The sequence below is a fragment of the Pseudarthrobacter sp. L19 genome (genome assembly GCF_050859435.1).
Taxonomy (GTDB): domain Bacteria; phylum Actinomycetota; class Actinomycetes; order Actinomycetales; family Micrococcaceae; genus Arthrobacter.
This window is the reverse complement of the sequence record NZ_CP193935.1, coordinates 2,162,091-2,186,627: the sequence shown is the minus strand read 5'-3', so window position 1 is coordinate 2,186,627 and position 24,537 is coordinate 2,162,091. Positions and strand designations below refer to the sequence as shown.

Annotated in this window: 22 protein-coding genes; 7 read left to right on the top strand and 15 right to left on the bottom strand. The window is 69.8% G+C overall.

Annotated features, from left to right (window positions below):
• The first annotated feature begins 118 nt into the window (after positions 1-118).
• Positions 119-1,087 (top strand): DUF389 domain-containing protein, encoded by a 969-nt coding sequence (locus ACRQ5B_RS10425; RefSeq protein ID WP_432393692.1) that lies wholly within the window; start codon positions 119-121, stop codon positions 1,085-1,087.
• Here the strand turns inward: ACRQ5B_RS10425 and ACRQ5B_RS10420 are convergent.
• The 4 genes from ACRQ5B_RS10420 to ACRQ5B_RS10405 all read right to left on the bottom strand — a co-directional run bounded on the left by ACRQ5B_RS10420 (position 1,071) and on the right by ACRQ5B_RS10405 (position 6,015).
• Positions 1,071-3,131: an acyltransferase family protein gene (locus ACRQ5B_RS10420; protein WP_432393690.1), complete on the bottom strand. Its 2,061-nt coding sequence runs from the start codon at positions 3,129-3,131 to the stop codon at positions 1,071-1,073. The genes ACRQ5B_RS10425 and ACRQ5B_RS10420 overlap by 17 nt on opposite strands.
• Before the next feature lie 264 nt (positions 3,132-3,395).
• A complete protein-coding gene (gene groL / locus ACRQ5B_RS10415; RefSeq protein ID WP_432393688.1) occupies positions 3,396-5,006 on the bottom strand; it encodes a chaperonin GroEL in 1,611 nt (536 codons plus the stop codon).
• 81 nt (positions 5,007-5,087) lie between these two features.
• A complete protein-coding gene (gene groES, locus ACRQ5B_RS10410; RefSeq protein ID WP_056737866.1) occupies positions 5,088-5,384 on the bottom strand; it encodes a co-chaperone GroES in 297 nt (98 codons plus the stop codon).
• 235 nt (positions 5,385-5,619) lie between these two features.
• Entirely contained in the window at positions 5,620-6,015 is a 396-nt protein-coding gene (locus tag ACRQ5B_RS10405; RefSeq protein WP_412883707.1) for a hypothetical protein, read from the bottom strand.
• A gap of 56 nt (positions 6,016-6,071) precedes the next feature.
• Here ACRQ5B_RS10405 and ACRQ5B_RS10400 point away from each other — a divergent pair, with 56 nt between their 5' ends.
• On the top strand, positions 6,072-7,301 hold the full coding sequence (locus ACRQ5B_RS10400; RefSeq protein ID WP_432393685.1) for a THUMP-like domain-containing protein: 1,230 nt from the start codon (positions 6,072-6,074) through the stop codon (positions 7,299-7,301).
• 24 nt (positions 7,302-7,325) lie between these two features.
• Here the strand turns inward: ACRQ5B_RS10400 and ACRQ5B_RS10395 are convergent, their stop codons facing one another.
• The 3 genes from ACRQ5B_RS10395 to ACRQ5B_RS10385 all read right to left on the bottom strand — a co-directional run bounded on the left by ACRQ5B_RS10395 (position 7,326) and on the right by ACRQ5B_RS10385 (position 9,905).
• Positions 7,326-8,159, bottom strand: a complete 834-nt coding sequence (locus ACRQ5B_RS10395) for a shikimate 5-dehydrogenase (RefSeq protein ID WP_432393683.1) — start codon at positions 8,157-8,159, stop codon at positions 7,326-7,328.
• 100 nt (positions 8,160-8,259) lie between these two features.
• Positions 8,260-8,571, bottom strand: coding sequence for a hypothetical protein (locus ACRQ5B_RS10390; protein WP_432393681.1), 312 nt, complete (start codon positions 8,569-8,571; stop codon positions 8,260-8,262).
• Positions 8,568-9,905, bottom strand: coding sequence for a glycoside hydrolase family 3 protein (locus tag ACRQ5B_RS10385; protein WP_432393679.1), 1,338 nt, complete (start codon positions 9,903-9,905; stop codon positions 8,568-8,570). The genes ACRQ5B_RS10390 and ACRQ5B_RS10385 overlap by 4 nt, the downstream gene beginning before the upstream one ends.
• Positions 9,906-10,046: 141 nt before the next feature.
• On the opposite strand from ACRQ5B_RS10385, the gene ACRQ5B_RS10380 reads away from it, so the two are divergent.
• Positions 10,047-11,198, top strand: a complete 1,152-nt coding sequence (locus ACRQ5B_RS10380) for a glutamate--cysteine ligase (protein WP_432393678.1) — start codon at positions 10,047-10,049, stop codon at positions 11,196-11,198.
• 121 nt (positions 11,199-11,319) lie between these two features.
• On the opposite strand, the gene tsaD is transcribed toward ACRQ5B_RS10380, so the two are convergent.
• From tsaD to ACRQ5B_RS10350, 6 genes are all read right to left on the bottom strand, one after another.
• Positions 11,320-12,426, bottom strand: a complete 1,107-nt coding sequence (gene tsaD / locus ACRQ5B_RS10375) for a tRNA (adenosine(37)-N6)-threonylcarbamoyltransferase complex transferase subunit TsaD (protein ID WP_432393676.1) — start codon at positions 12,424-12,426, stop codon at positions 11,320-11,322.
• Positions 12,423-12,968: a ribosomal protein S18-alanine N-acetyltransferase gene (gene rimI, locus ACRQ5B_RS10370; protein ID WP_432393674.1), complete on the bottom strand. Its 546-nt coding sequence runs from the start codon at positions 12,966-12,968 to the stop codon at positions 12,423-12,425. The genes tsaD and rimI overlap by 4 nt, the downstream gene beginning before the upstream one ends.
• A complete protein-coding gene (gene tsaB, locus ACRQ5B_RS10365) occupies positions 12,965-13,636 on the bottom strand; it encodes a tRNA (adenosine(37)-N6)-threonylcarbamoyltransferase complex dimerization subunit type 1 TsaB (RefSeq protein ID WP_432393672.1) in 672 nt (223 codons plus the stop codon). The genes rimI and tsaB overlap by 4 nt, the downstream gene beginning before the upstream one ends.
• Positions 13,637-14,251, bottom strand: a complete 615-nt coding sequence (gene tsaE / locus ACRQ5B_RS10360; protein ID WP_432393670.1) for a tRNA (adenosine(37)-N6)-threonylcarbamoyltransferase complex ATPase subunit type 1 TsaE — start codon at positions 14,249-14,251, stop codon at positions 13,637-13,639.
• Complete coding sequence (gene alr / locus ACRQ5B_RS10355; protein WP_432393669.1) at positions 14,248-15,471, bottom strand: alanine racemase; 1,224 nt, start codon at positions 15,469-15,471, stop codon at positions 14,248-14,250. The genes tsaE and alr overlap by 4 nt, the downstream gene beginning before the upstream one ends.
• A 91-nt stretch (positions 15,472-15,562) precedes the next feature.
• Positions 15,563-16,654 carry a carbohydrate kinase family protein gene (locus ACRQ5B_RS10350; protein ID WP_432393668.1) on the bottom strand — a complete coding sequence of 364 codons (1,092 nt, stop codon included), beginning with the start codon at positions 16,652-16,654 and terminating at the stop codon, positions 15,563-15,565.
• 90 nt (positions 16,655-16,744) lie between these two features.
• Here ACRQ5B_RS10350 and ACRQ5B_RS10345 point away from each other — a divergent pair, with 90 nt between their 5' ends.
• Positions 16,745-18,358: a 6-phospho-beta-glucosidase gene (locus ACRQ5B_RS10345; protein WP_432393666.1), complete on the top strand. Its 1,614-nt coding sequence runs from the start codon at positions 16,745-16,747 to the stop codon at positions 18,356-18,358.
• Here ACRQ5B_RS10345 and ACRQ5B_RS10340 read toward each other — a convergent pair.
• Positions 18,273-18,809 carry a GNAT family N-acetyltransferase gene (locus ACRQ5B_RS10340; protein WP_432393665.1) on the bottom strand — a complete coding sequence of 179 codons (537 nt, stop codon included), beginning with the start codon at positions 18,807-18,809 and terminating at the stop codon, positions 18,273-18,275. The genes ACRQ5B_RS10345 and ACRQ5B_RS10340 overlap by 86 nt on opposite strands.
• Positions 18,810-18,991: 182 nt before the next feature.
• Here ACRQ5B_RS10340 and mshA point away from each other — a divergent pair, with 182 nt between their 5' ends.
• The 3 genes from mshA to ACRQ5B_RS10325 all read left to right on the top strand — a co-directional run bounded on the left by mshA (position 18,992) and on the right by ACRQ5B_RS10325 (position 23,158).
• A complete protein-coding gene (gene mshA / locus ACRQ5B_RS10335) occupies positions 18,992-20,257 on the top strand; it encodes a D-inositol-3-phosphate glycosyltransferase (RefSeq protein WP_432393663.1) in 1,266 nt (421 codons plus the stop codon).
• Between the two features lie 72 nt (positions 20,258-20,329).
• Positions 20,330-22,033, top strand: a complete 1,704-nt coding sequence (locus ACRQ5B_RS10330) for a formate--tetrahydrofolate ligase (RefSeq protein ID WP_432393661.1) — start codon at positions 20,330-20,332, stop codon at positions 22,031-22,033.
• Positions 22,034-22,639: 606 nt separating this feature from the next.
• Complete coding sequence (locus tag ACRQ5B_RS10325) at positions 22,640-23,158, top strand: endonuclease domain-containing protein (RefSeq protein WP_432393659.1); 519 nt, start codon at positions 22,640-22,642, stop codon at positions 23,156-23,158.
• Between the two features lie 197 nt (positions 23,159-23,355).
• On the opposite strand, the gene ACRQ5B_RS10320 is transcribed toward ACRQ5B_RS10325, so the two are convergent.
• Positions 23,356-24,441: an inositol-3-phosphate synthase gene (locus tag ACRQ5B_RS10320; RefSeq protein WP_290255877.1), complete on the bottom strand. Its 1,086-nt coding sequence runs from the start codon at positions 24,439-24,441 to the stop codon at positions 23,356-23,358.
• Positions 24,442-24,537 lie beyond the last annotated feature (96 nt).

Here is a 24,537-nt window from a genome sequence, read left to right as displayed (position 1 = left end):
AATCGCCAGAGTGCTTACTAATCGCCGCCGTTCCGGGGGCTGCGCTGCTCAAGGCCGCGCGGCTGGGTCGCCCGCCGCCTTCGCCCGGCTACTCTGAACGGGTCGAAGGAGGCCGCCGGTGATTGTCACGGTGCGAATAAGCGTTCCGGCGGAGCTGACCTCCGCCGTCGTCGAGTGTTGCTCGGATGCGGAGGGCGTGGCGGAGGTGGCGCTGCACCCGGGCACCTCGCTGGTGCCCAAGGGCGACGTGCTGCAGGTGATGATCGCCCGGGAAGCCGTCGAACCGCTGCTGGAAAGGCTTCAGGGCCTGGGCGTGCAGCGGGCGGGCTCCATCTCCGTGACCACCCCCGAACTCCTGCTGTCCGACCGGGCGGACCGCGCCGTCGCTGAGGCGCCGGGCGAGGGCGCGGACGCGATGATCTGGGACGAGGTCTCGCGGCAGACCGGGGATGACGCCAAACTGACCTGGAGTTTCCTGGCCTTCCTGGTTCTCGCCACCCAGCTCGCGGCCATCGGTATCGTCACCGACTCCACCATCGCCATCGTCGGCGCGATGGCCGTCGGTCCGGAATTCGGGCCGCTCGCGGCGCTGGCGGTGGCGCTGGTGCGGCGGCAGTGGCGGCTCGGCCGCAGCGCAGCCCTGGCCCTCGGCGTCGGATTCCCGGTCGCGATGCTCGCGGCCGCCTTCACCGCGTGGCTGTCCGTTCCGCTGGGACTCTTTCCCACGTCCGCACTGGACACCGGCTCCGCCGTCGAGTTCATCTACCACCCGGGACCGTATTCGCTTATCGTGGCACTGCTGGCCGGGGTTGCCGGCATGCTATCGGTCATCAGCCGCCGCTCCACCGCCCTGGTGGGAGTGTTCATCTCGGTGACCACCGTGCCGGCGGCGGGGTTCGTCGCGGTGGCGCTGGTGCTGGGCGAGTATCAGAAGGCGGCCGGCTCTGCCGCCCAGCTGTTCATCAACCTCGCCGGGCTGGTGGTCGCGGCGGTCGCCGTGCTCCTTTTCTACCGGGTGGTGACCCGGAAGCACCCCCGCGGCACGCGACCCCGCCAGGGACGGAGCAGCACTACTCCCAGCCGGTAGCGGAAAGCAACCGGTCCTTGACCATCGGCGCCATGCTCGCCGAATAGGTGCGGCTGAGGTGGTTGTTGTCCAGGTAGACGAAGGTGTTGCCCACAACGCCGGGGCAGTCGTTTTCACGGCAGATGAGGTCGGTCATATCCAGTGTGATGACGTTCGGGGCCCTGTCCGCCAGGGTGTCGAGCGGGTTATCTGCGGCGAAGAGTCCACTCTTGGCCGGCAGGCACGCCTTATCGTCCTTTCCCTTGGTCACGACACAATCAGCCATGTCAAAGCCGAACCGTGGGTTGTCCCGCAGCAGGACCACCTGAATTCCGAGTCCTGTCCACGTGTCGAGGCTGGACTGAAGACCGGGGATCAGCGTTTCACCGGATGACGAGGGCGACGCCGCGGTGCCCACCACCACGATTGCATTCGGGGGGTTGCGCTTGACCTCCGCGGTGACGGCGGCGTTGAACTTGTCGCAGTCAGCATTGGCGTTCTGCGCAGTCGTGCCGGGCTTGCAGCCGCCCATCAGCATGGCGTAGAGCCGCCATCCCTTCTCATCACTCACCGGTTCAAGGGCCGGGAGCCACTGTTCTGCGTGTGAGTCGCCGAGGACGAGGACCCTCTTCGCCGAATCCCCGTTCTGGGTGTTTTCGTTGCACACTCCGCGGAGTGTGGCGTCCTGGGGCTCCAGTGTGCCGCTGCACGGCTGCGGCAAACTGGCCCAGTCCTTACCTAGGTTCTCCGGCGCGGGAAGGAGCGCCGCGTCGGCGTCGGCCTGCTCTGTGAAGTCCGGCAGCAGCGCACGGGCACCGGGATTATTCCGCGCGGCCTTAGCCAGGATGCCCTGATTCTCGAAGTACAACGCCAGCTGAAGCCCGACCAGTGGGACGGCTGCGACCGTCAGGGCGGCCACGATCGCGAGTGAGGCCCGGCGCCGCTTTACCTCCGGCCACTTCCACTGCCGCCACGGGCGCTCCACGAACCGGGTGGTCAGGTAGGCCAGCGCGATGGCGGCCACGATGATCGCCGAGCCCGTGACTGGACCGGCGTGGCCGCGCTGCTGGACGGCAAGCGCAACGACCAGGAGCGGCCAGTGCCAGAGGTACATCGCGTAGGACGTGTCCCCGAGGCGGACCAACGGCCGGGAACTGAGGATCCGATCCACCCCAAACCGGCTGCCGGTCTGACCGGCGACGATCACGCAAGCGGCGGCAAGGGTGGGCCACAGCGCGATGCTGCCAGGGAAGGACGCCTGGACGTCCAGCAGGAAGCCGCAACTCAGCATCGCGGCGATACCAAGCCACCCAAGGCGCACCCGCCATGGGACCGGAATCCGGAGGATCGGAAGGCCCAACGCCACGAGCGATCCGAGGGCAAATTCCCACAGGCGGGCACCGGTGTCGAAATAGGCTTCGGTCTGGTTGGAAGCTGTGAACACGATGGAGTAGGTCAAGGAGACTGCGAAGACGAGCCCGAAAACGTAGGCCAGCAGCGCCCGGAACTTGAGGCGGAAGCGCTTGGCGAGGAACCCGGCACCCACGAAGATCAGGGGCCAGAGGATGAACACCTGCCCCTGGATGGACAGCGACCAAAAATGCTGGAAGGGGCTGGCCGAGGAGTGGTCCGACGCGTAGTAGTCGGTGGCCTGGGCCTGCAGCAGCCAGTTTTCGGAATACACCAGGGACGCCCAGGCCTGGCCGACGATGTCCAGCCACCGGGTCCGGGGAAGGAACAAGATCGTCGCCGCCAGCGTGGCGACCACCACGACGACGGCCGCCGGGATGAGGCGGCGGAAGAGGTGCAGCCAGTGTTTGACCAGGGCGGTCGGACGCCCGTCCTCGAAGCGTCCCACGAACTGCAAGGTCATGAGGAACGCCGAAACCAGCAGGAAAACGTCCACACCGCCGGAGACCCGGCCAAACCAGATGTGGTACGTCATCACCATCAGGACAGCCAGCGACCGCAGCCCCTGGATCTCGGGCCGGTAGCCGGGTTTCCGGTTGGGACGGGCCGGAATGCCCGTTAGGGCGGCTTCCTGGAGCCCCGCCTGCTGCGTCATCAAAATTCCTCACCACGGACGGCCCGCATCGGGCCGCCGAAACCTAAGTGTTCCACTTTACGGAAGGTGCGCCGGGGGTGCCAGCCGCCGTTATGCACCCAGCGAGTTAAGCAGGGCGGACTGTGAGGAGCTTGTGAACCGGCCATGCGGTTCCAGGCCGCACCGCGGCAAAACAGGCGCGCCATGAGACGAAAGAACGCCCCGGCGCGATGCCGGGGCGTTCTTTCTGGATGCACATGGTGCAGCCGGAACTACACATTGACCTTAGTGCTGGTGGCCGGCGTGCTCGTCCTCGTCGGCCGGCTTCTCCGCCACCAGGGTCTCGGTGGTGAGAACCAGTGCGGCGATGGAGGCAGCGTTCCGCAGGGCGGCGCGGGTGACCTTGACGGGGTCGATCACACCGGCGGCGATCAGGTCCTCGTACTCACCGGTCTTCGCGTTGAAGCCCTGGTTGACGGCCGAGTCCGCCACCCGTGCGGCGACGACGTAGCCGTCGAAGCCGGCGTTCTGGGCGATCCAGCGCAGCGGCTGGGTCAGCGCCCGGCGGACGATGCCCACGGCTGCTGCCGCGTCGCCGTCGAGTGCCTTGACCGTCGGGTCCTCGTCGAGGGCCTTGAGGGCGTGGACCAGGGCCGAGCCGCCGCCCGCGACGATGCCTTCTTCCAGCGCGGCACGCGTGGAGGAAACGGCATCTTCGATGCGGTGCTTCTTTTCCTTCAGCTCGACCTCGGTGGCTGCGCCGACCTTGATCACGCCGATGCCGCCGGCCAGCTTGGCCAGGCGTTCCTGCAGCTTTTCCTTGTCCCAGTCCGAGTCGGTGCGGGTCAGCTCGGAGCGCAGCTGCGCGACGCGGGCCGCAACGTCCTCGGCCGAACCGGCACCGTCGACGATCGTGGTGTTGTCCTTGGTGACGGTGATACGCCGCGCGGTGCCGAGGACCTCCAGCCCCACGGTGTCCAGGCTGAGGCCCAGTTCCGGGGAGACGACCTGCGCGCCGGTCAGTGTCGCGATGTCCTGCAGCATGGCCTTGCGGCGGTCACCGAAGCCGGGAGCCTTGACGGCGACGACGTTCAGGGTGCCGCGGATGCGGTTGACGATCAGCGTGGACAGGGCCTCGCCGTCGACGTCCTCGGCAATGATGAACAGCGGCTTGGAGGCCTGCAGGGCCTTCTCCAGCAGCGGCAGGAAGTCCTGCAGCGAGGAGATCTTGCCCTGGTTGATCAGGATGAGAGCGTCCTCGAGGACGGCTTCCTGCCGGTCCGCGTCGGTGATGAAGTACGGGGACAGGTAGCCCTTGTCGAACTGCATGCCCTCGGTCAGGACGAGTTCGGTCTGCGTGGTGGAGGACTCCTCGATGGTGATCACACCATCCTTGCCGACCTTGCCGAACGCCTCGGCCAGCAGTTCGCCGACCTCGTCGCTCTGCGCGGAGATGGCAGCAACGTTCGCCACCTGGGTCCCCTCAACCGGACGGGCGTTCTCCAGCAGGCGGGCAGCGATGGCCTCGACGGAGACCTCGATGCCGCGCTTGATCTGGCCCGGGGCGGCGCCGGCGGCAACGTTGCGCAGGCCCTCCTTGACCAGGGCCTGCGCCAGCACCGTCGCGGTGGTGGTGCCGTCACCGGCGACGTCGTTGGTCTTGGTGGCGACCTCCTTGGCCAGCTGCGCGCCCAGGTTCTCGTACGGGTCGTCCAACTCAACCTCGCGGGCAATGGTCACGCCGTCGTTGGTGATCGTGGGGGCGCCCCACTTCTTGTCCAGAACGACGTTGCGGCCGCGGGGGCCGAGCGTCACCTTGACGGTGTTGGCGAGCTTATCGATACCGGCCTCGAGGGACCGGCGGGCAGCGTCGTTAAACGCGAGCTGCTTTGCCATGGTGTTGTCCTTTCACGAAAGAACCCCGCGCAGCCGTTCCGTTCATTGCTGACGGTCCGGCGGCGCGGGGATCCAAGAGAGTTACTTTACGACGATCGCCAGAACGTCGCGGGCGGACAGTACGAGGTACTCGACACCGCCGGTCTTGACTTCGGTTCCGCCGTACTTGGAGTAGATGACGACGTCGCCAACGGCAACGTCGACGGGAACGCGGTTGCCGTTGTCATCGAAGCGGCCGGGGCCTACCGCGACAACTTCGCCTTCCTGCGGCTTCTCCTGTGCGGAGTCCGGGATAACCAGGCCGGAGGCCGTGGTCTGCTCGGCTTCGAGCGGGCGGACAACAATACGATCCTCAAGAGGCTTAATAGAGACCGACACTCGGACCTCTCCTTTTCGTCAGCAAATTCATGGACTTCAAAGCGGTGGTGCCATGCGTACAGACCGTCGTCGCGGTGCCGGCAGCAGCCTGGCAGCTGATGCTTTGGTATTAGCACCCGCCTAGGGGGAGTGCTAATGACGACTCTATGTAAGGAGTTAGCACTCGGTCAAGGTGAGTGCCAGAAGTTCATCTGGCGAACGGCCGTCTGGAAGAGCGGACGGGCGAGCGGCCCGGCTACTCCCCCGCCAGGTCGTCGTAGTCCCACTCCAGTCCGTCGTCGTCCTCCTCCACCCGGGGCACGTCGTTGCGCGTCCGGTAGAGCAGGAACCCGCCGGCCAGGGCCGCGATGACGCCGGCGACGAGGAAGATGATGCTGCCGATCCGGACCCCGGCGTAGGTGTCGCGGATGGCCCGGGCCTCGTCGGTGGCGTCCGCGACGTCCTTGCCGTCCACCGAGTAAACCGTTGCGTTGAAGGTGTCGAGGAGGAAGATGATCACGAGCAGCGCGACACAGACGACGGCGACCACGATGCCGGCGATCAAAGCCGGGCGGGCGTAACGCGCCAATCCCCGGCGGCCCGGAGCCTCCCCCGCTGCCGTTCCATCGGTTTCCGTGTTCCTGTCGTTCATGCCGTCAAGCCTAGTGGGCGCCGCGGGGTTCCCGGGCCTGAACTACGATCGATGGCATGGCTGAGACACCGCAGGACCAGATCGCACCACTGCTCAATCCGGCGGGGTGGGAACTGTTGTCCTCGCTGGGCCCGTACCGCGAGGAGGAGGCGTTCCAGCTCAACGCGGCGCTCCGCAAGGCAGGTCACCCGGCGGATCTGGTCTCCGCGGCCTTGACGCAGTCCCGGCTGCGGACCAAGGCGGAGGCCAAGTTCGGCGAATTCGCCCGGCAGATGATCTTCACCCGTGCCGGCCTGGAGCAGGCCACGCGGCTCACGGTCGCTGCCCGGCACGCCCAGCGCTTCGCGGAGGCGGGGGTCACCCACGTCGCGGACCTGGGCTGCGGCCTCGGCGCCGATGCGATGGCCCTGGCGTCCCTGGACCTGAGGGTGACCGCGGTGGAGCTGGATGAGACCACCGCTGCCTGCGCCACGATGAACCTGATCCCGTTCCGGAACGCCACCGTGGTCCACGCCGACGCGGAATCCGTGCCCCTGGACGGGATCGACGGGGTTTGGCTGGATCCGGCCCGCCGGACCACGTCCACCTCGGGCACTACCAGGCTCTGGGACCCGGAGGACTTCTCCCCGCCCCTGTCCTTTGTCGAGTCGCTGGCCGCCTCCGGCCGCGCCGTCGGCGTGAAGATGGGCCCCGGGATCCCCCACCCCGCGATCCCCGCGGACTGCGAGGCACAGTGGGTTTCGGTGGGCGGCGACGTCACCGAGGTGGCCCTGTGGTTCAACGCCGTCCGCCGCCCGGGCATCCGCCGCGCCGCTCTGGTGCTCGGCCCGCGGGGGGCGGCGGAGCTCACCAGCGCCGAGGACTTCGACGGCGGCCCGGCGGCCCCCGTAGGCCCGGTGTCCGGGTACCTCTACGAACCCGACGGGGCCGTGATCCGCGCCGGACTCGTGGCCGACGTCGCGCTCCGGCTCGGCGGACACCTGGTGGACGAGCACATCGCCTACATCTGCGCCCCCGAACTGCAGGACACCCCGTTCGCACGGGCCTACGAGGTCCTCGAGGTGATGCCGCTCAACGTCAAGGCCCTCAAGGCCTGGGTCAGGGAAAACGGAATCGGGGTACTCGAGATCAAGAAGCGCGGCGTGGCCGTGACCCCGGAGGAACTGCGCCGGCAACTGCTGCCGGGCGGCCGGGCCGCGAAGCAGGCCAAGAACAAAGCCACCCTGGTCCTCACCCGGATCGGCGAGGAACGGGTTGCCGTCGCGGTACGGCCGGTCGCCCCGTAGCGCTCTGTAGCGCCGGCGGCGCCGTTACTGGGCGCGCATGAACTCCTCGGCGGCCCGTACCTGCTCCACGCTGGGCCGGATGCCGGTGTACAGGACGAACTGTTCCAGCGCCTGGATGGTGGCCACCTCGGCGCCGGTGATGACCTTCTTCCCGGCGACCCGCGCGGCCTTGATCAGCGGCGTCTCGGCGGGAAGGGCGACGACGTCGAACACCACCTCGGCCGCCTCCACCGCCCACTGCGGGTAGGCCAGGGCGTCCGCCTCGGCGCCGCCCGCCATGCCGATGGGCGTGACATTGATCAGCAGCGCGGCGGGGTCCACCCCGTCACCCTGGGCCGGAACGTCGGCGCGCCAGGCGAAACCGTAGAGGTCGGCGAGTGCCCGGCCGGCGTCCTCGTTGCGGGCAATGATGGTGACGTCCCGGAACCCGGCGTCGCGCAGCGCTGCCGCCGTTGCCTTCGCCATGCCGCCGGCACCGCGGAGCCAGACGGAGTAGTCCACCGGCACGGCGTTGCGCTGCAGGAGCTGTTCGATGGCGGTGTAGTCGGTGTTGTAGGCCGTGAGGGTGCCGCCGTCGTTGACGATCGTGTTGACCGAGTCGATGGCCTTCGCGGACGGGTCCATGACGTCCACCAAGGCGATCACGTCCTCCTTGTACGGCATCGACACGGCACAGCCGCGGATCCCCAGCCCGCGGACCCCGGCGATCGCCTGGCCCAGGTCCGTGGGGGCGAAGGCCTTGTAGATCCAGTTCAGGCCGAGCTGCTCGTACAGGCGGTTGTGGAAGCGCGTCCCGTTATTGCTCGGGCGGGCCGAGAGCGAGATACACAGCGTCATGTCTTTGTTCAGGATAGGCACCGCTCCATTAAACGCCACTGGGCCGGACGGTACCGGGCGTAGGGACTGCTGCAGGGTCCAGCCGCTCATCCAGCGGCTGTACAGCCCCTGCGTGAAGCGCCTATTTGCAGCCGGCCCCCGGGCCCTGCGCGCCCACGGCCACCGGGAGTTTCCCCGGCGCCGTTGCCTTGCCGGCCAACACCGCCGCTAGGGCTTCGAAGGCCTCCTGACTCCGGCCGTAGAGGGCGATTTTGGCCGGGGCAGCGGACTTTTCCAGCGGCCAGGGCGCGTCGAGGGCCACCGCGACGTCGGCGGTCACGGGGCCCTCGCCGTAGCCGATGAGCGCCACCACCGGGCCGGCCCCGACGCCGATGCCGGCCTGCCGGGCGGCGGCGGCGAAGCGGGCCCGGTCCTGCTCCGTCCCGCCGGTCACCGGACGCTCGCGGGCACGATCGGACCCTTGCACGGCCCGGACAGCACCGTGATGGCTTCCTGGGAGACCTTCTCGGAAAGGGCCGAGCCGCTGCCGGGCGCCGAGGCATGGGACGGCTGGCTGCGTCCGCGCCAGAGCTGCATGGTCACGACGCGGCGCGCGGCCTCGTCCAGGCGTGCCGCCGGCAGGCTGCCGTTGCGGACGGCGGAGACGATGGCGGCGTGCGCGGTGTCCACCGAGGCGGGCATCAGGATCAGGTCCGCCCCCGCCGCGAGTGCCAGGGGCGCGGCCGAATCGTTGGGGAACTGCTCCGTTATGGCGCCCATATTCATGGCGTCGGTGATTGCCACGCCCTTGAACCCCATGCGGCGCAGTTCGGCATAGGAGGCTGCCGAGACGGAGGCGGGGACTCCGGGCTGGAGGGCGGGCACCGCGATGTGGCCGGTCATGACCATGGGCAGACCCGCGTCGATCGCGGCCTGGAACGGCTTGAGGTCACGGGCCCGGAGCTGGTCCAGGCTGGCGCCCTGGACGGGGAGGCCTTGGTGCGAGTTGACGCTGACGGAGCCGTGGCCGGGAAAGTGCTTGGCCGCGGGCAGCACGCCGGCATCCAGCATGCCCTTGGAGAACGCGGTGCCGACGGCGGCCGCCGTATCCGGGCTGCCGGAGAACGAGCGGGCCCCGATCGTGGGATCCGCCGGTCCCATGGTCACGTCCGCCGCCGGGGCGAAGTCGACGTTGAAGCCCACCCCTGCCAATTCGGCCGAGAGGGCCCGCCCGGCATCGGCGGCCAGCGGGTCGCTGCCGGCGGCGCCGTAGCTCATGGGGGCCGGCCATTCGGTCAGCGGGGCGCGCAGGCGGGCCACCAGCCCGCCCTCCTGGTCGACGCCGATCAGGCCGGGCCAAATACGGCCGTCGGCACGGGCCGCCCGCTGCAGCCGGTCGGTGGCAGCGCGCATGGCGCTGGTGTCCACCTGGCCGGTCGCCGTCGCGGGAACGTTGTCGCCCATCACGATCGACCCGGCCAGGTGCAGCCGTTCCACCGTCTTGGCGTGCGCCTCGACGTCGAGCCCGGCGAAGGAGGCCAGCAGGACCTGGCCCGCCTTCTGCTCCAGGGACATTCCCGCCACCGCCTTGGCGGCGGCGTCGGCGTCGGCCTGCTCGGGTCCCCAGCCGAGGGGCTGTGCGGACGGGGCCGTGGGGTGCCCGGCTGGCCCCGGTGTGCCGGCGTCGGGAGTGGCAGGAGAGGAACATCCGGCAGCCGGGAGCACGAGCCCCGCCAGCAGCGCCGCGGTCACGGGCAACAGGTTCCGGTTGTGAAGACTCTCACGCATCAGCTGTAACTTGACCACCAGCTCGATGCTACCCCTGCACTAGACTTGGGACATTGTTGCCATACCCCCGCTCGCCGCCCCGGCTGCGGTGACGGCGCACATAACCACCGGCGAGCGCCGCCACTACAGCGAAGGGACCGCATGAAGATCGAGTTCGCTTCATCCAGGCAGTCAACACTCGGCGTCGAATGGGAGCTGGCCCTCGTCGACGCCGAGACCGGCGAGCTTGCCTCGGTGGCCAAGGAAGTGCTGCGCGGCGTCGCCGCCCGGCACCCGGAACTCAACGAGGACGACGAGCACCCGCACATCAAGCAGGAGCTGTTGCTCAACACGGTGGAGCTCGTCACGGGGATCTGCACCACGGTGGCCGAGGCCAAGGCGGACCTGGCGGGTTCCCTCGCCGCGCTCCGTGAGGTCACGGATCCGATGGGCGTGGAGGTCTTCTGCGCCGGCTCCCATCCGTTCAGCCCGCCGCAGCTGCAGCCGGTGACGGACAAGGAACGCTACGCGAAGCTGATCGACCGCACCCAGTGGTGGGGCCGGCAGATGGTGATTTATGGCGTCCACGTCCACGTCGGCCTGGACAGCCGCGACAAGGTCCTGCCCGTGCTGGACGGCCTGGTCAACTACTTCCCGCACTTCCAGGCCCTCTCCGCCTCCAGCCCGTTCTGGGGCGGCGAGGACACCGGCTACGCCTCGCACCGGGCCCTGATGTTCCAGCAACTGCCCACCGCGGGCCTGCCGTTCCAGTTCGGCAGCTGGGAGGACTACGAGTCCTACGTCCAGGACATGTTCACCACCGGAGTGATTGACGCCCTCTCCGAGATCCGCTGGGACATCCGGCCCGTGCCCAACCTCGGCACCATCGAGATGCGCATCTGCGACGGCCTGGCCACCCTGGAGGAGGTCGGCGCTATCGCGGCCCTGACCCAGTGCCTGGTCCACGAGTTCTCCACCATCCTGGACAACGGCGGGACCATCCCCACCATGCCGCCGTGGCACGTGCAGGAAAACAAGTGGCGGGCCGCCCGGTACGGCCTGGACGCGATCATCATCCTCGACGCCGAGGGGAACGAACAGCTCGTCACGGACCACCTTCGGGAAACCCTGGACCGGCTCGCCCCGATCGCCGAGCAGCTGGGCTGCGCCGCCGAACTGGGCGACGTCGCGAAAATCATCGACCGCGGGGCCGGCTACCAGCGGCAGCGTCGCATCGCCGCCGAGCACGGCGGCGACCTGCGCGCCGTCGTCCTGGACCTGGTCAAGCAGATGCGGCAGGGCCCGGCGGCCTGACGCCTCCCGCCCGACGGAGTGGGGCAGATGCGGCAGGGCCCGGCGGCCTGACGCCTCCCGCCCGACGGAGTGGTCCGGCCGGAATTCCGGCGAGACCCGCCGCCTCGACCCCTCCGCCGGGTCAGACCGAGACGGACGTGACCGGCATCGACGAGTCCGGCGCAAAGCCGATCCCGCTGGGGGCAGTTCCGGCCATCACCAGTTGCGCCCCGAGGGCGGCCACCATGGCACCGTTGTCCGTGCAGAGGCTCAGCGGCGGCACGGTCAGCCGGATTCCGGCCGAGGTGCAGCGCTGCTCGGTGAGTTGCCGAAGCCGGGAATTGGCCGCCACTCCCCCGCCCAGCAGCAGCTCCGTGATGCCGTGTTCGCGGCAAGCGAGCACCGCCTTGGCCGTGATGACGTCCACCACCGCCTCCTGGAAAGCTGCGGCGATATCGGCCACCGGCACCTCATCGCCGCGGGCCTCGAACTGTTCGACGCAGCGGGCGACGGCGGTTTTCAGGCCGCTGAAAGACCAGTCGTAACGGTGCGGGCCGGGCTCCTCCGCGGTCCCCATGTACTTGGGCTGGCTGAGCCCGCGGGGGAAACGGATGGCCTTGGGGTTGCCCGTGCGCGCCAGCTTGTCGATGGCCGGGCCCCCGGGGTAGCCCAGGCCCAGCAGGCGGGCCACCTTGTCGTAGGCCTCACCGGCGGCGTCGTCGATCGTCGATCCGAGCAGTTCCACGTCGTCGGTGATGCTGCGGATGCGCAGGATCTCGGTGTGTCCGCCGGAGACCAGGAGGGCACCGAGGTTGTCGGGCAGGGCTGCCGGCTGGCCGGGACCGCCGGCGCCGTCAGTGTCCAGCAGCCCGACGCCGACGTGCGCCACCAGGTGGTTGATCGCGTAGAGCGGCTTCCCGGTGGCCACGGCCAGCGCCTTGGCCGCGCAGACCCCCACCATCAGGGCCCCGGCCAGGCCGGGTCCGGAGGTCACGGCGATCGCGTCGATGTCGTCCAGGGCCACGTCCGCGGCGGAGAGCGCCTCGGTCAGCGTGGGAACGAAGGCGTCGAGGTGGGCGCGGGAGGCGATCTCGGGGATGACGCCGCCGAAGCGGACGTGTTCCTCCATCGAGGAGGACACGGTGTTGGCCAGCAGGCGGGTGCCGCGGACAATGCCGACGCCGGTCTCGTCGCAGGAGGATTCGATGCCGAGCACCAGCGGCTGCTGGCTGTGCGGAGCGTTGTTCATGCCTGGCCTGTCTCCTCAGGGTAATCGTCCGGCGTGTGGCCCGGGGTTTCCGGGCCGGTCAGCGTCAGCCGCATGATCAGGGCGTCGACGCCGTCGCGGTAGTAGCGCGGCCGGATGTGGATCTGTTCGAAGCCGAAGCGCCGGTAGAGCTGCTGGGCGCGCGGGTTATCGGCCCGGACCTCGAGCAGCACGTCAGCGGCGCGGCGCCGGCGGCTCTCGGCGATCAGCCGGGTCAGCAGGGCCGAGCCGATCCCGCGGCCCTCCTGCTCGGGGACGACGGCGATGGTCTGGACGTCCGCGATGGGCTCGATGCACATCAGTCCGGCGTAGCCCACGATCCCGCCGTCGGCCTCGGCCACGAGGTAATGGCGGGTGTCGGTCTGCGAGAGCTCGTCGCTGAACATCTGCAACGGCCACGCGTCCACGGGGAAAAGCCGGACCTCCAGGGCGTGGACGGCCGGGATGTCCGCGGCCGTCATGGGCCGCAGGGTCACGCCCCCGGGGGCGGGTCCGGACCCGGCGGCAGCTGCCCCGGCGGTCACAGTGTGCGCTTCCGCGGGCCGGGCACCTGGGCGTCGGATTCGCGCAGGTAGAGGGGCGTGGTGTCGGGCAGTTGTTCCCCGGCGGCCAGGCGTGCGAGGGCGAACTGGCCCAGGGACACCGCCTCGGGCTGTCGTTCGGCGAAACCGGCGACGGCGCGCACCTGGTCGGCGTACAGCCCGGCACCGGCACCGTAGACCGGCAGGTCCGGCAACTCGGAGGCGAAGCCGACATGGGGTCCGTCCGCGAGCTTGGGCAGCTGCCCGGCGGCCAGGGTGTAGCGGGCCCAGTACACCTCGCGGCGCCGGGCGTCGGTGGCCACCAGGAACTCGGCGGCGCTGTCGATGGACTCGGCCACCTCGAGGGCGATCGCATCCAGGCTCATCATGCCGTACAGGGGTTTGCCCCAGACGTTCGCGAGGGTCCGGGCGGTGACGATCCCCGAGCGGAGGCCGGTGAAAGGTCCGGGGCCGACGCCGGCGACCACCGCGTCGAGGTCGGCGCCGGTGAGGCCGGCCCCGGTCAGGAGCCTCGCGATGCCGGGGGCGAGGACCTCGGCGTGGCTGCGGGTGTCCTCGGTGGCGAAGCAGCCCACCACGGACTCGAGGGAATCGTCGGAGACGAGGGCCGCGCTGGCAACCGCCGAGGTGTCGATGGCGAGAATCAGCATCTAGTCCTCTTCCTGGTTGCGCGTTGCGGCCGGGCCGCCCATCAGGGCCGCGGGAGGTTCGGTCCAGCGCGGGCCGTAGCCGCGGAAGACCACGGTGCGGGGTTCGTCGTCGTCCTCGTCTTCGAAGTCGAGCACGCCCTCCGGGGCGGTGTCCGTTTGAGGGGCGGGCTCGTGGCCTCCGCCGGGGCCGCTTCCCAGCCGGCGGTGCAGGTCGATTTCCAGGCGGCTCTCGCTCAGGTGTTCCACCCGATCCCGGCCCCACTCCACCACGGTCACCGCGGAGTCCATGGTGTTTTCAAGGTCGATGTCGTCGATCTCGGCGGCGGACTCCAGCCGGTAGGCGTCCACGTGGACCAGGTCCGGACCGCCGGGGCGCGGTCCGTCCGGCAGGTTGGGGTGGATCCGGACCAGCACGAACGTCGGGGAGATGATGCCGGCGCGCACGCCGAGCCCCTCACCCAGGCCCTGAGTAAAGGTGGTCTTGCCGGCGCCGAGTTCCCCGGTGAGCACCAGGAGGTCCCCCGCCCGCAGTTCGGCGCCGAGGGCGGCGGCCAGCGCCTGTGTCTGGGCGGCGGTGGCGACCTCGACGCTGCGCTCCCACACCGGCGCGCTCACAGCGACTCCCCGCCGTCGGCATCGGGGGCCTCGTTGATGTAGCGGCGCGGCACCCGGGTGCTGATCCGCGTGACGATCTCATAGTTGTTGGTGCCGGCGGCGCGGGCCCAGTCCTCGGCGGTGGGGCCGCCGTCAGCGCCGTCGCCGAACAGGACGGCTTCCTCGCCCAGCAACGACGTGCCGCCCGCCGAGACGTCCAGCGGCCCGAGGTCGATCACCATCTGGTCCATTGCGATGCGGCCCACCACCGGGTAGGTCCTCTCCGCCACCCGGACGGGTCCGCCCGTAGCCACCCGCGGGACGCCGTCGGCGTAGCCCAACGGGATGAGGCCCAGGGTGCTGGGCCCGGCGGTGCGGTAGTTCAGGCCGTAGGAGACGCCCTGGCCGGCGGGGACGTCCTTGCAGTGGGCCACCACGGTGCGCAGGGTCATGGCGGGGCGGAGGCCCACGTCCTCGGCGCCCTGGTCCTCGAAGGGCGAGAGGCCGTAGATGCCCAGCCCCACCCGGACCAGGTCGAAGTGCGTGTCCGGCCGGGACAGGGTGGCAGGGGTGTTCGCAAGGTGGCGGACCTCGGGGTCGACGCCGGCATCCTGGGCCATGGCCAGGATGTCGCGGAAGGCGGCGAGCTGCGCGTCGGTTTCCGGCCGATCGGGCTCGTCCGCGACGGCCAAGTGGGAGAAGATCCCGACCACGCGCAGCAGGCCCTGGTCCTGGTACTCGAGGGCCTCCCCGAGCAGCGAATCCCACGCCGCGAGGGTCACACCATTGCGGCCCAGGCCGGTGTCCACCTTGAGATGAACCCGGGCGGGGCGTTCCTGTTCGCGGGCCGCCGCGACTATCCGGCCCAGCTCCCAGCCGGAGCAGCCGATGTCGATCCCGGCGGCGACCGCGGCGGCAAAGTTGCTGTCCGGGGTGTGCAGCCAGGCCAGCAGCGGCGCGTCGATGCCAGCGGCGCGGAGGGCGAGTGCCTCGGAGATGTGGGCCACGCCCAGCCAGCTGGCGCCGGCGCTGAGCGCGGCGCGGGCCACCGGGATGGCGCCGTGACCGTAGGCATCCGCCTTGACCACGGCCATCACCTTCGCCGGGGAGGCGACGGCGGCGAGCCGCCGGACGTTGTGCCGGACCGCGGCGAGGTCGATGACCGCCGACCGTTCCTCCGCGCGGGCCGGCGCGGCGTCCTCGGACGGCTGGGACTCACCTGATGCTGCTGGGGATATCACCTAACGATTCTACGGGTGGCCCCGGACGCGGCTGAATTCGGGGGCCGGGCTCCCGGCCTGGGTCCCGGCCGTCCTACGTGACCCAGCCGTCCTACGCGTCCGAAAGGTGCGCGATGGTCGCCGCGGCCCGGCGCCGCGCCGCCGGCGGGACGTCGCGCACAATTTCCTCGAGGAAGCGGTAGCGGCGCAGCCACTGGCTGCCCTGCCGTTCCTTCCGGGCGTTGGCCCGCTGCCACCAGTCGGCCACGTCACCCCAGCCCGGCGCGGCGAGGGAACCTCCCACGTGCTGCACGGCCAGGGCGGCGCAGAGATTGGCGAAGCGCAGCCGGTCCCCCAACGGCCAGCCAGCCAGGCAGCCCACGATGAACGCCGCGGCAAAACAGTCGCCGGCGCCGGTGGGATCGAAGGCGGTGACGGGCAACGACGGCACCCATTCCTCCTCGCCGCTCTCCGAGTCCACCGCCATGGCACCCTGCGCGCCAAGGGTCACCACGGCCACCGGCACCCGGTCCGCGAGCGCGTAGAGCGCCGCCCACGGGTTGTCCTTGCCGGTGAAGGCCATCGCCTCCTCCTGATTGGGCAGGAAAGCGTGGAAGTAGCGCAGGTTCTCCAGCCGCGCCCGCGCCCAGGTTTCCGTGGGGTCCCAGCCGACGTCGCCGAAGAGCCGGACGCCGGCCCGGTGGGCGGCCACCGCCCACGGTTCCATCTCCTCGGAGAGGTCGGCGACGGCGGCGAGGGCGAGCGGCGGTGACCCGATCAGTTCTGTGGCGGACACGGGCGCCGGGTGGCCGTGGGTAATCATGGACCGGTCCTTTTCCACGCTGAGGGACACGGTGACGGGCGAGTGCCAGCCGGGAATACGGCGGGACAGCGAGAGGTCCACATGCTCCTGCCCGGCCAGGATCTTCCAGTTCTCCTCGCCGTATCCGTCGTCGCCGAAGGCCGCGGCGAGTCCCGTCCTCAAGCCCAGCCGGGCCGCGGCGATGGCCTGGTTCGCCACTCCGCCCGGGCAGCTGCCCATGCCCTCGCTCCAGATCTCGGTGCCCGGCCGCGGAGCGTGCGGGAGTCCGGTGAAAATGATGTCCTGGAACACGGTGCCCGTCATCAGCACGTCGAATCCCAGGGCCGCCGGGGCACGGACGGTGGCAAGCGGGTCAAAACGCGGCGCTGGAATCGCGTCCATACACCGCAGGGTACGCCGGCCGGCCCGCTCCCGGTAGCGTCTTTCGGCCGGCCCTCCCCTGCCACCGGCGGACGGGCCTACACTGCTGGCATGCGGCTCATGGTTGCCGGCGGCGGCGGGTTCCGGGTGCCGCTCATTTACCGGGCGCTCTGCACCGGCCCGTACGCCGGGCTGGTGGACGAGTGCGTGCTGTACGACGTCGATGCGCACCGGCTGGAGGTCATCGGGGCGGTGCTGGCCTCCTTCCGTGCCCAGCTTCCGGGCTCTGCGCAGGTCCCTGCCGTGCGGACGTCCACGTCCCTGGAGGTGGCCCTCGCCGGGGCGGACATGGTCTTCGCGGCCATCCGCCCCGGCGGAACCGCAGGTCGGGTGGCGGACGAACGGGTGGCCCAGGGCCTGGGGCTGCTGGGACAGGAAACCACCGGCGCGGGCGGCATCTCCTACGCGTTGCGGAGCATCCCTCCGATGCTTGAGCTCGCCGAGGCCATGCGCCGGCTGTGCCCCGGGGCCTGGCTGGTCAACTTCACGAACCCTGCCGGGATGGTGACGGAGGCCCTCGTGCCGGTCCTGGGCCCGAAGGTGGTGGGGATCTGCGATTCCGCCGGCGGCCTGGCCCATCGGGCGGCGCGCGCGGCCGGGGCAGCGCTGCCGGACGGCGTTCTGGCGGGGGTGGGCTATTACGGGCTGAACCATCTCGGCTGGCTGTACCGGCTTGAGGCCGGCGGCCGGGACCACCTGCCGGAGTTGCTGGCGAATCCGCGGGCTCTGGCCGGGTTCGAGGAGGGGCGCCTGTTTTCCCCGGAGCTTCTGGCCGGGCTGGGCTGCCTGCCCAACGAGTACCTCTTTTACTACTACGCCACGGAGCAGGCCGCCGCCGCGATGCGGTCCGCGACGGAGACCCGCGGCGAGTCCATCCACCGGCAGCAGGCCGGGCTGTACCCGCGGCTGGCTGCGGCGGGGGCAGAGGCCTATGCGCTGTGGGACGCAGCGCGCCGGTCCCGTGAGGAGGGCTACCTCGCCGAGGCCCGGCCCGGCGGCGAACAGCGGGACGAGGAGGATCTCGCCGGGGGCGGGTACGAGCGGGTGGCGCTGGCCCTGATGCGGGCGCTCTCCGGCGGCCCGGCGACGGAGTTGATCCTCAACGTCCCCAACACCCTGCCGGATGCCGGGAGCGGGGGTGCCGCGATTCCGGGCCTGCCGGGGGACGCCGTCGTCGAGGTGCCGTGCCGGGTCGGCGCCGACGGCGTCGTGCCCATGGCCCAGGACCGGCCGGCCCCGGCGCAGCTGGACCTGATGCGCCGGGTGAAAGAGGTCGAGCGGCTGGTGGTCCGGGCCACGACGCCGGGGCCGGGCTCAGGGAAGGGCATTCCGGCAAGCAACGACACCGGCGGCGCGGGCGGGGACGGCGGTCCCGGCGCCAGCTCCGGATCGGCACGTAGGGAAGCGGCGCTGGCGGCCTTCGCCCGCCATCCGCTGGTCGACTCCGAGGAGCTGGCCGCGAGGCTACTGGCCGGATACGAGGCGGCCTTCCCCGGCTCCACGCGCTATGGCAGGACGGCGCGGGCAGCTAGACGGAATTGCCGGACAAGCGGGAAAGCCTGCGTGGGAGCGGACCTGCCTACAGCATCCGGTGCATCACGTGCAGACCCACGAACCCGCGCTCCGGGTGCTGGAAGGCTTCCGGAATGGTGGCCAGAACGATGAAGCCCATGCCCTGCCAGGCGGCGACCGCCCTGACGTTGGTCTCCACCACAGCGTTGAGCTGCATGGCCCGGAAGCCTTCCCGGCGGGCGGCGTCGAGGGAGTAGGCGCAGAGCGCGCGGGCCAGGCCACGGCCGCCAAACCCGGCCCGCACCATGTAGCCCGCGTTCGCCACGTGGCTCCCGCCGCCGCCCTGGTTGGCGTGCAGTTCCCCCGTGCCCAGCACGACGCCGTCGCGCTCCGCAGTGCCCACGGCCACGAAGGTCCGGCCCGGCGCCGTCTTGACCCACTTGGCCCGCGCAACGTCCTCGGTGGTGTCCCGGTCCCAGGTGAAAGTCTCACCGGCACGGATCACCGGCTCCAGGATTTCCCAGATGCCGGGCCAGTCGTGGTCCGTGGCGTCCCTGATGATCCAGTCGGCGGTTTCCTGCGGGGCCTTGTCAACGGTGCTCACAGCGGCCACCGTACCAGCGCCGGCGCCGCGGTGGGACCGGTGAGCACGGCGGTGCCGGCATCGGCGAGCGCACCGGCGGCGAGCTGCCGGGTCGGGAACCCGGGGCCCCGCAGGAGTAGTGTTTTACCGAATCCACGTCCCCGGAACGCCGGGAACCAAACCCTGAGAGGAAGGACACCACGATGCCCCTGGTCCGTCGGGTCGCATTCCTCTCGCTGCACACCTCCCCCATGGAACAGCCCGGGTCCGGGGACGCCGGCGGCATGAACGTCTACATCCGGGCCCTGGCCGCCGCCCTGGCCGAATCCGGCGTCGAGGTGGAGATTTTCACCCGCTCCACCGCAGCGGACCAGCCCGCCGTCGAGCACCCCTCCCCCGGGGTGTGCGTGCACAACGTCTTCGCCGGGCCCCCGCGGAAGGTTCCCAAGGAGGAACTGCCCGCGCTGCTGCACACGATGGTCGCGGAGATTGACCGGATCAAGGCCGACCAGCCGCGGGGCCGCTACGACCTAATCCACTCGCACTACTGGGTCTCCGGGGTTGCGGGGCTGGAGCTCTCGGAGCTTTGGGGCGTGCCGCTGGTGCACACCATGCACACCATGGCCAAGGTCAAGAACCTGCTGCTGGAGTCAGGGGAAAAGCCGGAGCCGCGGCGCCGCGAAGAGGGCGAGCACCGGATCGTCGACGGCGCCACCCGCCTGATCGCGAACACCGCGGCGGAGGCGGCCGAACTGGTCTCGCACTACGACGCGGACCCGGACCGGATCGACGTCGCCCCGCCCGGGGTGGACCTCGATGTCTTCACTCCGGCGTTCCGGGCCAAGGCGCGCAGTGACCACGGCGTCCCGCCGGGCCGGTTCCACCTGCTCTTCGCTGGCCGGATCCAACGCCTGAAAGGCCCGCAGATCCTGATCAAGGCCGCGGCCCTGCTGCGGGCCCGGCGCCCCGATATCGACCTGCAGGTCACCATCCTCGGCGCCGTGAGCGGCGCGAAGGACTTCGACCTCAAGGCCCTGATCACCGCCGCCGGAATGGACGACGTCGTCACCCACCACCCGCCCGTCAGCGCGCCGAAGCTGGCCGGCTGGTACCGCTCGGCCGACGTCGTCGTGATGCCCTCCTACAGCGAATCCTTCGGGCTGGTGGCGCTGGAGGCCCAGGCCTGCGGCACCCCCGTGGTCGCCACGCGGGTGGGCGGCCTCTCCCGCGCCATCTTCGACGGCCGGACCGGGCTGCTGGTGGAGGGGCACAGGGCCTCGGACTGGGCGGACGCGCTCGAATCCCTGCACGACGACCCGCTGACCCGCGAGGACATGGGCCGCGCGGCGTCGGTGCACGCCCAGGGATTCGGCTGGCACCACACGGCCGCGCTGACGCTGGAGAGCTATCAGGGCGCGCTGGTCCAGTATTTTGGAACACGAAGCACCACGGCGGTGCCCGCTCCCTGACCGGGAGCCCCGCCGGACGCTTGGCCGGGACCGCCGGCACAGCGAATCCACGCCACGAGCCGAAGGACGCCGATGTCAGCCCCCACCTCCCCCGCCGCGCCCGTTCCCAGCGACCTCGAGATCGCCCGGCGCGCCACCATGCGGCCCATCGACGACGTCGCGGCGGCCGCCGGGATCAACCCCGAGGCGCTGGAACACTACGGCCGGTACAAAGCCAAGATCGATCCCGCCCGGCTCACCGGCGCCGCCACTCCGGCCCGCGGCAAGGTGGTGCTCGTTTCGGCCATGTCGCCGACCCCGGCCGGAGAGGGCAAGTCCACCACCACGGTGGGCCTGGCCGACTCCCTGGCCCGCGCCGGCCACCGGGTGATGATTGCGCTGCGCGAGCCCTCGCTGGGCCCGATCCTCGGGATGAAGGGCGGCGCCACCGGCGGCGGCTACTCGCAGGTGCTGCCGATGGACGAGATCAACCTGCACTTCACCGGCGACTTCCATGCCATCACCTCGGCCAACAACGCGCTGATGGCGCTGGTGGACAACCACATCTACCAGGGCAACGCGCTGAACATCGACCCCCGCCGGATGACGTTCAAGCGGGTCCTGGACATGAACGACCGGGCACTGCGCGAAGTGGTCATCGGCCTCGGCGGCCCCACCCAGGGTGTGCCGCGGCAGGACGGGTTCGACATCACCGTCGCCTCCGAGATCATGGCCGTCTTCTGCCTCGCCACGGACCTGGACGATCTTCGCTCCCGGTTGGGCCGGATCACCTTCGGCTACACCTACGACCGGGAGCCGGTTACCGTTGCCGACCTCGGCGTCGAAGGCGCGCTGACCATGCTGCTCAAGGACGCGATCAAGCCCAACCTCGTGCAGACCATCGCCGGCACGCCGGCCCTGGTCCACGGCGGCCCCTTCGCCAACATCGCCCACGGCTGCAACTCCCTGATCGCCACGCAGACGGCCCGTTCCCTGGCGGACATCATAGTCACCGAGGCCGGGTTCGGCGCGGACCTGGGCGCGGAGAAGTACATGGACATCAAGTCGCGGGTGGGCGACGTGGCACCGTCCGCCGTCGTCGTGGTCGCCACCGTCCGCGCCCTCAAGATGCACGGCGGGGTGGCCAAGGACCGGCTCCAGGAGCCCGACGTCGACGCCCTCGCCGCCGGCGTCGTAAACCTGCAGCGGCACGTCCGCAACATCGGCAAGTTCGGCATCACCCCGGTGGTGGCAATTAACAAGTTCGGCACCGACAGCCAGGAGGAACTCGACTGGCTGCTGGCCTGGTGCAAGACGGAGGGCGTCGAGGCCGCCGTCGCCGACGTCTGGGGCCGGGGCGGCGGGGGCGACGGCGGCGACGAGCTCGCCGCGAAGGTTGCCGCCGCGATCGAGGCCCCGCACGGGTTCTCCCCGCTGTACCCGCTGGAACTGTCGGTGGAGGACAAGATCCGCACCATCGTCCAGGAAATCTACGGCGCCGACGGCGTGGAGTTCTCCGTGCCGGCGCTGAAGCGGCTGGCGGACATCGAGAAGAATGGCTGGTCCTCGATGCCGGTGTGCATGGCCAAGACGCAGTACTCGTTCAGCGACGACGCCACCAAGCTGGGGGCGCCGAAGGGCTTCACCGTGCACGTCCGGGACTTGATCCCCAAGACCGGCGCGGGCTTCATCGTGGCCCTCACCGGCGCCGTGATGACCATGCCCGGGCTGCCCAAGGTCCCGGCCGCGATGCGGATGGACGTCGACGCCGACGGCAACCCGGTGGGCCTCTTCTAACCCCTCCCTCACGTCCGGCACTCCCAAACCCGAACCCTCCCTCACGTCCGGCACCGATCGACGAAACCCTCCCTCAGGTCCGGCACCGATCGACAAAACGCTCCCTCACGTCCGGCGGCTTCTTGGACCGCTGTGGATAACTCCTCCGAGGCTTGTCCAAGTCGTCCACAATGCCAGCATGAGCGCACGAAGAGAGTTGCCGGAGTCGTTGGAGGCTGGACCGTTCACCCTCACGGCCGCGATGTCGTTGGGAGTAACGAGAGCCAGGTTGCGGCAGCCGGATGTCCGGCACGTCAGTCGGGGGCTCTACCGGCCCGCAGGTTGGAGCTTCGAGTTGGAGTCGGCCGCCCGCGCGTTGTCCGAGGCCTCCCCGGGGCGTGGATCTCGCACGTCACGGCCGCTCGGCTTCGCGGCCAACTCTTGCCCCCGCGGCTCTCCGATTCCGAGGAGTTACACCTAAGCAAGCCCCGCGCGCTCCCGGAAGTCCGTCGGAAAGGGATTGTTGGACACACGGTTGTTGCGTTCGACGGCGAGGTCGAGACCGTTGATGACATCCGGATCAGTACGCGCTCCCGGACGTGGCTCGACTTGGCCAGGGTCCTGAACGTGCCTGAGCTGGTCTGCATGGGGGACGAGCTCGTTCGTGTCCCCCGGTTGAACCTGGAGGGCCGGAGCGAGCCGTTCGCGACCCTCGCCGGATTGCGTTTGATGCTGGGTCGCCACCCGAACCTTCAGGGAATCGTCCGGGCCCGAACAGCTTTGGAGTTAATGCGCGTCGGAGCAGACTCAGGACCTGAGACCCTCCTGCGCCTCGCAATGTGCGACGCCGGGCTTCCTGAACCGGAGCTTCAAATAGAACTGCGCCCGGGCAGTCCAGCAACCCCGACGGCCGACCTCGGGTACCGGCGTCGGCGCCTCGCCATCCAGTACGACGGCGGTCATCACCTGGAGCCCGCCCAAATCTTCAGCGATCGACGCCGAGATAAGGCCTTTGAAGCGGCCGGCTGGGCAGTGATCCTTTTGACTAAACAAGACCTCGCCGACGGTTTCGTTGCCGCGACGTCCAGAATCAAACGTGTCCTTCGCAACGCCTACGTTAGCCCGTCAAGCGCCGCAGGCTTTTGATGTCGATTTGAGGGAGCGTCCCAACGGAACCCGCCAATCGTGAGGGAGCGTCCCAACGAAACCCTCCAATCCTGAGGGAGCGTGCGGACAGGAACGTCCCTCCGGCAGGAAAACACAACGCTCCCGCACCGGAAGTGCGGGAGCGTCGTGGTGAAACGTTCCGGATCTGAGGGAGCGTCCGGAGGCGAAGAAGTGCTTTAGCGCTCCAAGTCTCCGCGGATGAAGGCCTCGACCTTTTCACGGCCGAGGTCGTCGTTGAACTGCTCCGGCGGGGACTTCATGAAGTAGCTGGAGGCGGAGAGCAGCGGGCCGCCGATGCCGCGGTCCAGGCCGATCTTGGCGGCGCGGACGGCGTCGATGATCACGCCGGCGGAGTTGGGCGAGTCCCAGACCTCCAGCTTGTACTCCAGCGACACCGGGGCGTCGCCGAAGTTGCGGCCCTCGAGGCGGACGAAGGCCCACTTGCGGTCGTCCAGCCACTGCACGTAGTCGGACGGGCCGATGTGCACGTCGCGGGCGGCGAGGTCGGCCTCGACGTTGGAGGTGACGGCCTGGGTCTTGGAGATCTTCTTGGACTCGAGCCGGTCGCGTTCCAGCATGTTCTTGAAGTCCATGTTGCCGCCGACGTTCAGCTGGTAGGTGCGGTCCAGGGTGACGCCGCGGTCCTCGAACAGCTTGGCCATCACGCGGTGGGTGATGGTGGCACCGATCTGGCTCTTGATGTCGTCGCCCACGATCGGGACGCCGGCCTCAGTGAACTTGTCCGCCCACTTCTTGGTCCCGGCGATGAAGACCGGCAGGGCGTTGACGAAGGCGACGCCGGCGTCGATGGCGCACTGGGCGTAGAACTCGGCCGCTTCCTGCGAGCCGACGGGCAGGTAGCAGACCATGACGTCCACCTGGGCGTCCTTGAGGGCCTGGACGACGTCGACCGGCTCCTCCGGGGACTGCTCGATGGTCTCGAGGTAGTACTTGCCGAGGCCGTCGAGGGTGGGGCCGCGCTGGACGGTGACACCGGTCGGCGGGACGTCCGCGATCTTGATGGTGTTGTTTTCGCTGGCGAGGATGGCGGCGGAGAGGTCCTGGCCCACCTTCTTGCCGTCGACGTCGAACGCCGCCACGAACTGCACGTCGTTGACGTGGTACTTGCCGAACTGGACGTGCATCAGACCCGGGATCGTGGCCTCGGGATCGGCGTCCCGGTAGTACTCGACACCCTGGACCAGCGAGGTGGCGCAGTTACCCACGCCCACGATTGCAACACGAATCGGATTTGCAGACACGAAACTCCCTTAGAGAACCAACAGGTGCCCGGCGAGGCCGTTCCGCGAAGGGGACGGCGAAGAAGCGGGCACGACGCCGTGCGGCGTCCTTGCATT